A 13,908-nucleotide genomic window follows, 5' to 3' on the forward strand; every position below is an offset into this window, starting at 1 on the left:
CTCTTAAATACCGCAAGGCTGATGGATGAAAACCAGACCCTCTTTAAGCTTAAGGAGATGGAGTATCTGGAGCGGATCTGCGATAAGGTGGGGACGATTTCTATTAATGGCGGAAAAGGCGTGATGGAACAGCTGGCGGAGCTGGTGGGGATGGAACGAAAGGAAGCCGGGAGGTAGAATCCCGGCTTTGTTTTAAACATATGAAATTCCTTCTTGACTTTAGCGAGTTAACTTGCTATACTGTCCCTAAAATGTACATCGAAAGATGGAGTATCCCATATACGTCCGCTTAAAACCGGGCGCATACCCCAACAAAAACCAAAGGAGGATCAGTACCATGTCATATGTTGATGAGATTTATGAGAGAGTGGTAGCACAGAATCCCGGTGAGCCGGAATTCCACCAGGCAGTAAAGGAAGTTTTGGATTCCTTAAAGCTGGTGATCGACGCAAATGAGGAAAAGTACCGCAAAGCGGGCATCCTGGAGCGTTTTACAGAGCCGGAGCGCATTATTTCGTTCCGTGTGCCGTGGGTGGACGATCAGGGAAATGTGCAGGTCAATAAAGGCTACAGAGTGCAGTTTAACAGCGCCATTGGACCTTACAAGGGCGGACTTCGTTTCCATCCTTCCGTAAACCAGAGTATTCTTAAATTCCTGGGCTTTGAGCAGACCTTAAAGAATTCTCTGACCGGTCTTCCTATGGGCGGCGGAAAGGGCGGCTCCAACTTTGATCCAAAGGGCAAATCCGACCGTGAGATCATGGCCTTCTGCCAGAGCTTTATGACAGAACTGTACCGTCATATCGGCAAGGATACGGACGTTCCCGCAGGCGATATCGGCGTAGGCGGAAGAGAGGTCGGATATATGTTCGGCCAGTACAAGAGACTGACCGGCTTATATGAGGGCGTTCTCACCGGAAAGGGACTGACCTTCGGCGGTTCTCTGGCAAGAACCCAGGCGACCGGCTATGGCCTTGTATACATGCTGGATGAGATGTTAAAGCACAACGGCAAGGAGATTGCAGGAAAGACGGTAATCGTATCCGGTTCCGGAAATGTTGCCATCTATGCAGTTGAGAAGGCACAGCAGTTTGGCGCAAAGGTAGTTGCCATGAGCGATTCCAACGGCTATGTATACGATCCGGAAGGCATTAAGCTGGATGTTGTAAAGGAGATCAAGGAAGTGCGCAGAGGCCGCATTAAGGAGTATGCAGAGGCAGTTTCTTCTGCTGTATATACAGAAGGAAAGGGCATCTGGACAGTTCCCTGCGATATTGCTCTTCCATGTGCAACGCAGAACGAGCTGAATCTGGAGGATGCAAAAGCTCTTCTGGCAAATGGCTGCTTTGCAGTGGCAGAGGGTGCAAATATGCCTTCCACCAGAGAAGCAACTGATCTCTTTGTTGAGAAGAAGATTCTCTTTATGCCCGGTAAGGCAGCAAATGCAGGCGGCGTTGCAACCTCCGGTCTGGAGCAGAGCCAGAACTCTTTAAGATTGTCCTGGACCTTTGAGGAAGTAGATGAGAGACTTCATAAGATCATGGCCGATATTTTTGCAAAGGCTGCGGATGCGGCAGAGCGCTACGGCGTTCCCGGAAACTATGTGGCAGGCGCCAATATTGCAGGCTTTGAGAAGGTTGTTGAGGCTATGCTGGGTCAGGGAATTGTATAAAACAGAATGAAAAAATGAACTCCCGCGCATAAACGGAAACGGTATATGCGCGGGAGTTTTTATATGGAAATAAAAGTAAAAAAACAATTGAAATGACAAACATTTCCTGATATACTAAGGTGCATTTGGTTACAAAAACGAAACAAAAAAGAAGAGGAGAAGCAGAAATGAAACGACAACTGGCATGTGTGCTGGCTGCCTGTATTGGCCTGCAGCTTCCCCTTGGCGCCTTTAACGCCTATGGAGCGCAGCTGCCGGAATCAGCAGGGCAAATGGAAGCCCTGGAGGAAAGCAAAATCCCCGGTCTGGAATCAGACAGCAGGGACGAGGAAACGCAGACTGAGGAAACAGAGAAAGAAACGATTCCCACTGCAAGTTCATCTGAAAGCCATCGGCAGGAAGATGAAGAGGATGGAGGAACAGAGACAGAATCAGTTCCCACTGCAAGTCCCAGTGAGCCGGTAAAGCTGGGAAAAGAGCACAGAGGCGCTGTTATGGTGGAAATACGAACCCTGCTGCCTGTAATGTCTGCTGTGGATTTTAATGTTGAATTAAATGAAGTCGTATCCAAAAAGGCAAGAGCGAACGAAGACGGGGATATTTACCAGGATTCTCTTACCATCAGCCTGATGCCTGAAGAGGAATCGGGAGAGGGACAGCAGGAAAATGAGACCTTTGAGAATGTTCCAAATGGAATGTATGTGCTTGAGGTAACAGCCGAAGGATATCTTCCATATGAACAGACCATAGAGGTCAGGGATGATACCTCCAAGATCATGATTTTAAATGATTACGGTGATTATGAATATTCTTCCTCCGCTCATCCGGGCCTGATCCGTATGGGTGATGTGGACGGAAGCGGCGTGATTGATAAAGAGGATATGAATGCTCTGGTAGATGCTGTTTATGAGGGCAATCTCACAGGTATGGATGAGGAAGGCATGGATTTAAACCGTGACGGAGAAATCGACCTGGTGGATCTGCAGTATTTTGCCAGCCTTTATAAAGGAAAGGAAGGCAGCGATAATAAATATCCGGTTTCTACGATTGAACGTTCGATCACGGTTCAGGAAGGCGATGTAACCCTTGCATCTCCAAGTGAAGCGACAAAAAGCAATGCCACAAAGGTAGAGGGAACGGTACAGGATCTGTTTAATAATGATACAGAAAGCTCCATAACACTGGAGCACGCGGACAGCGAGATAGATGAACCAATTTCAGAGGCTTATCCGGTTGAACTGGAGCTGGATCTTTCCAGACAGCCGGTGATCGGAGGAATTGTAATTCAGTCTCCGCCTGATTCCGAGGGCGCGATCAGCACTGGTGAGGTAGAAGCAGAGCTGACTGACGGCGAGAAGATCGCAGTAACCATTGACAGGTATGCGAGAACTAAAAAGCGCCGTTCCTTCCGAAGCGGTGCGACTGCCATGATCGATGCAGACGGTGCGATCCTGATTGATCTGAAGAATCAGAAGCCTGTGAAAAAGATCCGTATTAAGGTAACGGGAACCGTATCGGAAGGAAATCTGGCAGAAATCAGCCAGGTGGAATTTTTAGGCGATATGAAGGACCGCATCCCGCCGCCAGCCCAGAATATCCCTCAGAATGTAAGCGCACAGATCGGAAGCAAGATCTTTACCCTTACATGGGATAAAGAGGTAAATATTACAGGCTATGAGGTTTCCATTACAAATAATGGAAAAACAGAAATTATCGAAACAACGGTAAATACGCTGACAGTTGATGAATTTAATGGAAAAGAACTGTTGAATTATGAGACGTTTCTGGTAAAGGTTCGTTCTGTAAACGGAAGCTGGAAGAGCAGTTACAGCGCTCAGATTGCCGTAACACCGGAACCGGACGGTCCGCCACCAGCACCGGAAAATATTTCCATTGAGGGAGGCTATAAGAGCCTTCATATCTCATGGAAAAAGATGAAGGATACAAAGAGCTACAGCCTGTATTACCGCAAGGCGGGTACAGAAGACGAGTTTACAATGCTTGGTGAGCTTACAGGCACAAGCACAACCATCAGCGGTCTGGAAGATAAGACGGAGTATGAGATCTATATGATCGGTCATAATCCTTTGGGAGACAGTCCTCAGTCTGTGATATACTCTGGAAGTACGATTACAGTGGAAGCGGCAAGAATGCCCGCTTACCGTCTGATCAACACAGAGCCGAAGGAAGGACAGGCATTAACAGAGCATATTAAAGAGGTATCCATTGTCACCGGTTCTGTAACAAGTGTTCCGGGTGATGTGGCAGACGGTGATCCCTATTCTTTATGGGAGCTGGATGACTGGGATTCCGGCGCTTACTATAGTTACAGAGGCCCTATTGTGACGCTGGATCAGCCCTATATTATGGATACTATTGCATTTACTGCAGGCCCGAATCAGAAAAATGATTTTAATGCAGTCCGTGTCCGTGCCTGGAACGGAGAAGAAAATGAACCTCAGATCATAAACGGGCGTCTCACTGTCCGGGAGGGTCTGGATAAAAACGGAAAGAAATATTATGAATTTCTGGCAGATAAGCCATTTGAGGCAGATAAGATTCAGCTTAATACGGCTGTACCCAGCTCTACCCGCTATATCAGTATTGCAGAAATCCGTTTTTATGAGTATGATGAGCTTTTAAATGAGGTTCTGTCCCTGTATACGGACGATCTGCATATGACCCTTCGCGAGGATGTTACACAGGAACAGATCACTGAGCTGAGGATCAGGGCTGACGAGGTGGATCCTGTAAGCGGAGAAATGACTCCCAAGAGAGATCTGATCCTGAAGGAGCTGGACAATGCGGAGAAGATCCTGGATCATAATGAGTCTTATAAGGTGATTCATATAGATACTGGGGTATCCAAGAAATATGACAGCCATATTACCTTCAGCGCCGGTCTCAATGGATGGCAGCCTCTGGGAATAGCAGCTCTGGCCGGAGAGAAGGTTGTAGTCTATGTAGGAGCTCCCGGAAGACGTACTGGAGACAATACAAATCTGGATCTTTATGCAACTCAGTACCATTCAGAAGCCAGCCATTTACAGAAAAAAGTAACATCCCTGAAGGTAGGCTTTAATGAAATTACAGTTCCTGCCGTTTCAAGTCTGGGTGTGGAAAAAGGCGGAGCTCTGTATATAGAGTATACCGGAAATAACCCCAATGAGATTTATGCAGTCCGCGTAATCGGCGGTTCTCAGTATCCGGTTCTGGATGTGACACGGGCAGAGACTGCAGAGGAACGCAAAGAACTGACAGACGCCTATGTGGCAGAAATGGCGGAATACGTCCAGAAGATAGAGGAGATGCATAATGAGAACTCTGACAGTGAGGACTCTCACAGCGCCATTTCCGGTCTGGACTATGACGAAAGAAACTGTATTTTAGGTGCAACGGATATTGTATTGGATCAGATGATGTTTTCGATTCCCATTAAGCAGGTATATAAGTCCATTGCGGGAAATGGTGAATCTCAGGATGAAGCAGCAGAGAAGCTGTATCAGTCTCTTATGGCTATGGATGAGATGATTCATCTGTTCTATCAGCATAAGGGATTAAATGCGGCTCCAGTTACCGGAGGAAAAACCTATGAGAAGGACAAGCTTCCAACAACACGTTTAAATATCCGTTATCAGAGAATGTTTGCAGGCGCATTTATGTATGCAGGCGGTCTTCATATTGGTATTGAGTGGGATTCCTGCGCGCTGTTAGGTGGATCAGAGCCGATCCAGTCGGATAACGGCAAATATGTAAGCGGAAGCTACTTTGGATGGGGAATTGCCCATGAAATCGGCCATATCATCAACGAAGGCGCGTACGCTGTGGCTGAGGTCACAAATAACTACTATTCGATCCTGGCTCAGGCAAAGGATACCAACGATTCTGTGCGTTTCAAATATGAGGACGCTTACAGAAAGGTAACTTCAGGAACAAAGGGCGGAAGCAGCGACCAGCTGGGAATGTACTGGCAGCTTCATCTGGCTTATGACGATGGATATAACTTTAAGACCTATGAGGATTATGGGGAGCAGAGAAAGAACCTAATCTTTGCCCGCATTGATTCTTACGCAAGAGATATAAGCCGTGCACCTGCACCGGATGGAGTAAAGCTGACTCTGGACGGAGCGGATAAGGACAATAAGCTTATGCGTCTGGCCTGCGCGGCTGCTGAAAAGAACGTGCTTGAATTCTTCACACGCTGGGGAATGATCCCTGATGCGGTTACAAGGAAATACGCAGAGCAGTTTGACGCAGAAGAGAGAACGATTTACTATATCAATGATGAGGCCAGGGCATACCGTGCAGAGGGCGGAAGCAGTATCGCAGAATCTGTAGAAGTAACAGCCACAGCGCATCAGGATGAAACAGATCCAGGACGCGTGACCCTTACCATGGAAGCTCATGGAAAAGACGGAGCTGCCATGAGTGGAACGCTTTTCGGCTATGAGATTACCCGGATCCAGCGCCGCTACGGAAAGGAAGAGCGCCAGGTTGTGGGCTTTACCCAGGAGGATACCTTTACAGATGTGATTTCCGGAATCAATAACAGGGTGGTTGGATACGAGGTAAGAGGAATCGACTGGTGCATGATGCCTACAAAGGCTTATGTCCTGGCTGATGAGATCCTGGTTTCCCATGACGGAAGCATGGATAAGGCAGACTGGAGCATTACCGTAAATACCTGGTCTAAAACGGATGAAGAGGTAAACGGGGATGTAAACAGCGAGGAAAACCAGTTTAACCAGTCCTGCAGCGGAACTGTCAGCAGCGCAAAAACCATGATTGACAATGATCTGGATACTGTGTATGAGGGAACAGTAAAAGCGGAGGAAAGGACAGAGGACGCTCAGGCAGTCATTTCCCTTGGCAGAATAGAAGCCATTGCAGGCGTGAAATACACATATAAAGGAACCGGGGAGCCGATTAGGGCTTACTCCATTTCCATCAGCGAAGACGGAACAGACTGGAAGGAGATTAAAAAAGGAACCTTCCGGCTGGAAAATGGCGTTGCAGCCGTACATTTTGACAAGGAAAATGACGGAAGGTACTATATCTATGATGCAGCCTATGTGAAGATCACTGCTCTTGGTTCTGACCGCTTCTCAGCTTCGGAGATCGATATTCTCAGCCCCATCGGCGACAGTGTTCAGCTGGATCAGTTTGGAATCCTGACAGAGGATGCGGTGTTTGAGCATTCCGGAAGCGATAATGGCAGTGAAGAAGGCACAGCAGCGTATTCCGGCGAAAAACGTACTGGAAGCAATGCAACCAGAATCCCCAAGGGTTCCATCGTATTTACAGGACGCTATAAAGGAAATCCTGCTTATAACATGGTGATCCTCTATGATGAAAAGGGCAATGTGGTCGGCGGAAAGGACAAGGACGGAGATACAGCTGCAGATCAGCTGATCCTGGCTCCCGATCCAAAGGACGGACAGTTAGGAGAGGTCTCTGAAGGAAGCTGGATTTACTATATTGAGCCTAAGGATCAGAATGACATGGTGGAACGTCCTGAAAAGGTTCGGGCAGAGCTTTATCGTGTCCAGAATGGGGAAACCAATGAAGGCGACCGCCTTGTAAGCGATACTCCATTTATGGCGGTTCCGGCAGTTCCGGATCCTATTCCGACCATCAAGCTGGAAAACAGTCAAACACCAAACAACGGAGAATAAGATAGAAAAATATGAAGAAGAAATCAATTTTCGGCTGTCTGGCCATTATCTGCCTTCTTCTTGTGCTGATCCCGCCCGTGCTGACACGGGCGGAAAAGCACAGCCTGATCACATGGGAAAAGAAGAGCAAAAATGTAGTAAGTATGTATCTGGAGCTTCAGGAAAAGGAAGCGTTCGAGGAAATTAAGGCCTTCAGCCTGACACTGAATTTTGACAGTAAGGAAGATCTGTCAGAGGAGCCTGTTTTTAAATTCGGATCTGATTTTAAGGGGGAGAAGGTATCGGTTCATGAAGAACGGTACAATGAGGAAGATCAAACCATGAAGCTGTATGTAGCCGGAAGGGATACCGTCCTTGAAAAGGGAGAAAAGGTCCTTCTTGGAACCATTACCATAAAATCGGATGAAAATGTGACGATTTCCGTAGATGAGAATGATTTCCAGATTGTAGACCGGTTCCATGAAAAGGGGATGATCACAGAGTTTGGAGATTTTGAGCCATATGAAATGATCCTTAAAAAAGAGGAAGAAACAACCGTTCCAGAAACTACCGTTCCGGAAACAACTGTTCCGGAAACTACGATTCCTCCATCTTATGAGGACAGCGAGGATGAGGAAGAGGTTTATGAGTATGAAGTCCAGCCTCAAAAGGAGGAGGCTCCTGAGCCGAACGGTCAGTGGATGCAGAACGAAAAGGGCTGGTGGTTCGCTCCTTTAGACGGCACATATCCTGCAGACAGCTGGTATGAATGCTCCTCAAATGGTTTTAAGGCATGGTATTATTTTAATGCCGAGGGCTACATGAACAGCGGCTGGTTTACAGACCGTGACGGAAATACTTATTTTCTCCATGACCAGAACGACAGCAGAGCCGGTTCTATGTACACGGGCTGGAACTGGATCAATGGAAAGTGCTATTACTTCCAGGATACTCCCGCTCCCAACCGCCCGGTTGGTTCCATGATAAAGAATGGAATGACGCCGGACGGCTATATGGTAAATGAAAACGGCGAGTGGATTATAGATGGGAATGTACAGGTAAAGCAGTAATACAGAAAGTTCAGATATTAACAAAAAGAAGGACGTTTGACTTATTTTAAGTCACAGTCCTTCTTTTTGTTGTATTTTCTGCAGTCTTATATCAGGCAGAATAAGGGGGATTTTGATAAAAACTTTTTATTATTTTCTTTTATGAAAACAGGAAGCCAGCCTTTTTTCTTCCATATGCAGATACTGGTTTGTACGGACAACATAGGTAACTGAGTCACAGCGTACATATGTGGAGGAAAAATGGATAGGTATCCCATCGGAATTATAGGCAGTTTTTTCTACATGGAACAGAGGGTCGCCTACCAGACATTTTAGGAGGGATGCCTTAGAACTGTCGGCTAAAATTCCATTAATTTCCAGAGTGGCTTCCGCTACCTCCAGACCGTAATCTTCTCTTAAGATATGATAAAGAGGTTTTTCAGAGGCGGCTTTCTGTATAAAGTCAGGAAAGGTGGTTTCTGAAACATAGATGGTATCAAGGCCAATGGGTTTATTGTCTGCCCAGATGAGCCGTTCTACATAAATAACAGGACTGCCTTCACGCAGGCTGAGAGCTTCTGAAATACGGTCATCGGATTGGATTTTTTTGATTTCCAGTACTTTATGACGGGAGGAGTGGCCATGAGAGGAAAGGGAATCGTTAAATCCTCTTGTCTCGGAGAGGGCAATTTTGTCCTTTTGTGGGCACACAAAGGTACCTTTTCCCTGAACCTTCTGTATTAATCCATTATGGGAAAGTTTTTCCATAGCTTTACGTATGGTGATTTTGCTTACATTATATTTTGCGCTTAGTTCGGTTTCTGTGGGAAGCTTGTCACCGGTTTTATAAATGTGTGTTTGGATATCGCTGCGAATGGATGCTTCAATCTGTTGATACAATGGTTTTACACTTTTTGAATTCATAATAGGATTCTCCTTCAACAATTCATTATAGCATATATTATGATGATATGCAATCTTTAAAATTTTTATCTTTTTGTATCTTTTTTTGAAAATATACTTGATTTTTTCGGGACAAATCACTATAATAAGATATATAAAGATACATAATGATATATAATCAATTAGGAGGAGACGGATATGAGACAAGAACATCTTGGACAGATTGTACAGGCGGTTAGTGCTGTGGAGCAGATGGGAACAGTGAATGCTGTTTATTTTGTGGCCTGTGGAGGCTCCCAGGCAGTTTTGATGGCAGGGCAGTATATTTTTGATAAGGAAACAACGGTTCCCAGCCATGTGTATACAGCGAATGAATTTATGTATGATACACCCAAGTCTTTAAATGAACAGTCTCTGGTAATCAGCTGTTCCCATTCCGGTAATACTCCGGAAACGGTTGCCGCTACAAAGCTTGCCAGAGAAAAAGGAGCTATGACGATTGCTTTATCAAATGCAGAAGGATCGCCTTTATGGAACGCCGCTCAGTGTCCTGTTCACTATGATTGGGGCAAGGAAGTGAGCGACAGCGACAAGAATAAAGGTATCCTTTATGGTCTTCTTTTCCATCTGCTGAAGGTTTTGGCTCCCAGTGAAAAATGGGATGTATGCCTGAAGGAGCTTGATAAGCTGTCTGAGTTGTCAGGAAAGGCAAAGGAGCTTTATCAGGAAAAGGCGGAGCGCTGGGCAAAGGAAAACAAGCGGGAGAAGCTTATCTATACCATTGGAAGCGGAATTAACTATGGAGAAGTGTATTCTACTGCGATGTGCTGGTTTATGGAAATGCAGTGGATCCACTCCGGCTGCATCCATTCCGGTGAGTATTTCCATGGACCATTTGAGGTGACAGATTATGATGTTCCGTTTTTATTAGTAAAAAGTATTGGCAACACACGATTCCTGGATCAGAGAGTAGAGGATTTCAGTAAGAAATATTCAGACAAGATGCTTATTCTGGATCAGGAGGATCTTCCGCTGGCAGGAGTGGCAGATGAGGCTAAGCCTTATATTGCAGCCATTCTGTCCGGAGTAGTTATTCGTCAGTTTGTAGAAGCAATTGCTTTTGAGCGTGGACATTCTTTGGATGTGCGTCGGTATATGTGGCACATGGAGTATTAATCAACCGGAGAAAGAAGGAGGGGATTAAACATGCTGCCGCAATTGGTTATTTTTGATGTAGACGGGCTTCTTTTGGACACGGAGCAGGTGTGGAAACAGGCATGGCGCAAAACAGCCGATTCGTTTGGGCTTCTGAATGTACGTGACGAGGAATTTCATCGGTTAATTGGAAAAACCGGACAGGCTTCAATGGATGAGGCACGTGAAATTTTGAACGGGGCTTGCCGCGCAGAAGATTTTATGGAGCGTATGAGGGCCTTTGGCTCCAAAATGCTTGAGGAAGATCTGCGGTTAAAGCCGGGGGCACGGGAGCTGCTTGAGAAGCTGCAGGAAAAAGAAATTTCCTGTGCGGTTGCTACGGCAACCTCTCGTGAACTGACTGAAAAACGTCTGGGGCGAATGGGAATCCTTTCCTTCTTTTCTTATGTTTGCTGTGGGGATGAGGTGAGAAGGGGAAAACCATTCCCTGATATATACCTGAACGTTTTGGAACAGATGAAATGTCCTGCCGACAGAGCAGTAGTTCTGGAGGATTCTCCCGTAGGAGTAGAGGCTGCTTTTCGGGCAGGGATTCCCTGTGTAATGGTTCCAGATATGATTTTGCCGGGAGAAGCTGAAAAGGAGCGGGCAAAGTGGATTCTTCCGTCCTTATTTGAGGCGGGCCGCCGGATTTTTCAGGAAGACAGTGCAGGTACGACATAAACAAAGGCTTAAGAGGTGAAACATATGGAAAAAGAAGATTTCGGGATTTTGATGGTTACCCACGGCGGACTGGCAAAAGGGTATTTGAGCGCTTTAAAGCTGGTTTTGGATATTGATGAGACAGATTTAGACACAGTATGTTTTGAAGAAGGAGAAAGCACAGAGGAGTTTGAACAGTGTTTAAGGACTGTGATTGAAGAACAGTATAGAGACAGAAATCTGGTAATCCTCTTGGATATACCCGGCGGAACGCCGGCAAATACGGCTTTGCGGTTTCTGTCGGATTCAAGAAGGCTGATTGCAGGAGCTAATCTTACTGTGGCAGTGGAAGTAATGATGGAAAAGAAAAATCATACTCCCTGGGATAAACTGAATCTGGATTCCATTGCAGAGGATGGAAAAAACAGCATTGTTTATTATAACAGGCTTTTGAAGGAGGAACAGGATTATGATTAAATTAGTGCGGGTGGATCACAGGTTGCTGCACGGACAGGTTATTTTTTCCTGGACCCGGCAGACGGCAGCGAATCATATTATTGTGGCGGACGATCTGGTTCCTAATGACCCCATCGGAAAGATGGCATTGTCTCTTGCAAAGCCGTCAGGCTGTTCATTAGATATTATCCCTTTCAGTGAATTGAAACAGACAGTGGAGTCCAACGCGGACAAGAATATTATGATTATTGTAAGAGGCCCTAAAGAAGCGTTGAGGCTTGTCCATGAGCTGCCTCAGGTCAGAGAGATTAATTACGGCGGCGTTGCAAAAAAACAGGATTCTAAACCATATGGAAAAGCAGTGTACCTAAATAAGGAAGAACTTAAGGATACACAGGAGATACTGTCAGAGGGGATCAGCATTTATATACAGCAGGTTCCCACCTCTCAGATTGAACATGCTGATTTTTCAAAATAGCAGATTGAGCAGAGAGGGGGTAATATTATGTTGATTTCATCAATTTTGCTGGGACTGGTGGGAATTATCGCAGTTATTGACTCACGGTTAATTGGCCGTCAGAATATTGGCAGGCCGTTGATTTTAAGTACGCTGGCAGGTCTGGTTCTGGGAGATTTAAGAGCTGGAGTTACGCTGGGAGCCAGTCTGGAGCTGATTTCCATGGGCTTTGTAGCCATTGGTGCGGCTGGTCCGCCAAATATGCAGTTGGGAAGTATTATCGCGACGTCATTTGCGATTTTATCCGGTGCGTCTACAGAGGCCGCGCTGACCATTGCTATCCCTGTGGCAGTAATTGGTGAGTTTATGAGCGTGATCATGCGCATTATCATTGCTCAGTTTTCTCATGTGGCAGATCGGGCGATAGAAGAAGAAAATTACAAAAAGGCTCAAAATATCCATATTTGGTGGTCATTTGGATTAAACTGTGTTGTTTATTTTGTGCCGATTTTTCTGACGATCTACTTTGGAACAGATTTAGTGGATACAATGGTGAACGCGATTCCCGAGGTAATTACAAATGGCCTGACAGTAGCTGGAAATCTGCTTTCTGCATTGGGCTTTTCCATGCTGCTCAGTACGATGCTTTCTAAAAAGCTGTTTCCGTATTTTCTGTTCGGTTTTCTGGTGGTGGCATATTCCGGGCTCGATTTGATCGGTCTGACGCTGTTCGCCTGTATTTTAGCATTTATTATGGATAAAGTGGTTTATGGAAGAAGGGAGAGTGCGTAGATATGGAAGAAATGAATCAGACCGTCGCAGAGGGCGCTGTGACAAAAAAGGATCTGCGCAGATTATTCCTGCGTTCCTGGACTATTATGTGTTCCTGGAATTATGAGAGGCAGATGCATATGGGGTTTATGTTTGGAATGGCTCCCATTCTGGACAAGCTATATAAGAATAAGCCTGAGAAGTGTCGGGAAGCATATCAGCGTCATATGGAGTTTTTTAACTGTACACCGCAGGTGACAGGTTTTATTATGGGATTGGCTGCCTCCATGGAGGAGCAGAATGCTAAATGTGAGGATGGTTCTTTCCAACCAGAATCGATTTCTATGATTAAAACCAGTCTAATGGGACCTTTTGCGGGAATTGGCGACAGCTTTTTCCAGGGTACTCTGCGTATCATAACATTTGGAATTGGCCTGTCTTTTGCACAGCAGGGCAATGTATTAGGACCGATTCTGGCAGTTCTTCTCTTCGCAATCCCCTCAATTATCATGGGGTATTATGGAACGGTTCTGGGCTATCAGTCTGGTAATAAATACCTGACCAAGCTGTATCAGGAAGGAATCATGGAGCGGGTTATGCAGTGTGCATCCATTGTGGGATTAGCTGTAGTAGGAGGAATGGTGGCAAGTATGGTCAGCATAACAACACCATTGGCTTTTCATGCGGGGGGAACGGAGCTGGTGCTTCAGGATATGCTGGATACGATGTTCCCTAAGCTTCTGCCTCTTTTGGCAACGCTGGGGATTTACAGGCTTATTCAGAAGAAAGTCAACACAAATCTGCTTTTGCTGGGAATTGTGATATGTGGAATTGTGTTGGGGGCATTGGGAATTTTGTAGTGCAGGGAATGTGTTAGTAATCAGAATAATATTATTATGTAAGAACTGTCGTTTTAACGGCAGTTCTTAATTTATGTGCGCTTGGGCAGATGGCCTTTATTGCGTTTTTTAGAAAAATAGTATATTATACCTGAATTATTCACGACTTTGCCACGAATGTGGCTGAAAGCCACATAGTTACTGTATTTTAACTGAATATTGCTTTTCACCTATCAAGTGAATGAAAAAA

10 protein-coding genes and 1 pseudogene are annotated in these 13,908 nt (G+C 45.7%); 10 read left to right on the top strand and 1 reads right to left on the bottom strand.

Annotation, left to right across the window (positions count from 1 at the left end):
• From ACZM6M_RS17245 to ACZM6M_RS17260, 4 genes and pseudogenes are all read left to right on the top strand, one after another.
• Positions 1-177 (top strand): annotated as a pseudogene (locus ACZM6M_RS17245) (slipin family protein); the annotation flags it as partial.
• A gap of 160 nt (positions 178-337) precedes the next feature.
• Positions 338-1,672 (top strand): NADP-specific glutamate dehydrogenase, encoded by a 1,335-nt coding sequence (gene gdhA / locus ACZM6M_RS17250; protein ID WP_066543425.1) that lies wholly within the window; start codon positions 338-340, stop codon positions 1,670-1,672.
• A gap of 167 nt (positions 1,673-1,839) precedes the next feature.
• Positions 1,840-7,347 (top strand): fibronectin type III domain-containing protein, encoded by a 5,508-nt coding sequence (locus ACZM6M_RS17255; protein ID WP_489490621.1) that lies wholly within the window; start codon positions 1,840-1,842, stop codon positions 7,345-7,347.
• Between the two features lie 11 nt (positions 7,348-7,358).
• Positions 7,359-8,396 carry a hypothetical protein gene (locus ACZM6M_RS17260; protein WP_337433881.1) on the top strand — a complete coding sequence of 346 codons (1,038 nt, stop codon included), beginning with the start codon at positions 7,359-7,361 and terminating at the stop codon, positions 8,394-8,396.
• Positions 8,397-8,525: 129 nt separating this feature from the next.
• On the opposite strand, the gene ACZM6M_RS17265 is transcribed toward ACZM6M_RS17260, so the two are convergent.
• A complete protein-coding gene (locus ACZM6M_RS17265; RefSeq protein ID WP_337433880.1) occupies positions 8,526-9,299 on the bottom strand; it encodes a GntR family transcriptional regulator in 774 nt (257 codons plus the stop codon).
• A 177-nt stretch (positions 9,300-9,476) separates the two neighbouring features.
• Between ACZM6M_RS17265 and ACZM6M_RS17270 the strand changes: the two genes are divergently transcribed.
• From ACZM6M_RS17270 to ACZM6M_RS17295, 6 genes are read left to right on the top strand one after another with little or no spacing between them, the layout of a single operon-like run.
• A complete protein-coding gene (locus tag ACZM6M_RS17270) occupies positions 9,477-10,454 on the top strand; it encodes an SIS domain-containing protein (protein WP_066543418.1) in 978 nt (325 codons plus the stop codon).
• Between the two features lie 30 nt (positions 10,455-10,484).
• Positions 10,485-11,156, top strand: coding sequence for an HAD family hydrolase (locus tag ACZM6M_RS17275; RefSeq protein WP_337433879.1), 672 nt, complete (start codon positions 10,485-10,487; stop codon positions 11,154-11,156).
• Positions 11,157-11,180: 24 nt separating this feature from the next.
• Positions 11,181-11,612, top strand: a complete 432-nt coding sequence (locus tag ACZM6M_RS17280) for a PTS sugar transporter subunit IIA (protein WP_337433878.1) — start codon at positions 11,181-11,183, stop codon at positions 11,610-11,612.
• Positions 11,605-12,069: a PTS sugar transporter subunit IIB gene (locus tag ACZM6M_RS17285; RefSeq protein ID WP_337433877.1), complete on the top strand. Its 465-nt coding sequence runs from the start codon at positions 11,605-11,607 to the stop codon at positions 12,067-12,069. The genes ACZM6M_RS17280 and ACZM6M_RS17285 overlap by 8 nt, the downstream gene beginning before the upstream one ends.
• 27 nt (positions 12,070-12,096) lie before the next feature.
• Positions 12,097-12,840 (top strand): PTS mannose/fructose/sorbose/N-acetylgalactosamine transporter subunit IIC, encoded by a 744-nt coding sequence (locus ACZM6M_RS17290; protein WP_337433876.1) that lies wholly within the window; start codon positions 12,097-12,099, stop codon positions 12,838-12,840.
• Positions 12,841-12,842: 2 nt separating this feature from the next.
• Positions 12,843-13,679: a PTS system mannose/fructose/sorbose family transporter subunit IID gene (locus tag ACZM6M_RS17295; protein ID WP_081422805.1), complete on the top strand. Its 837-nt coding sequence runs from the start codon at positions 12,843-12,845 to the stop codon at positions 13,677-13,679.
• Positions 13,680-13,908: the final 229 nt, after the last annotated feature.

This window comes from Enterocloster sp. (assembly GCF_057861365.1).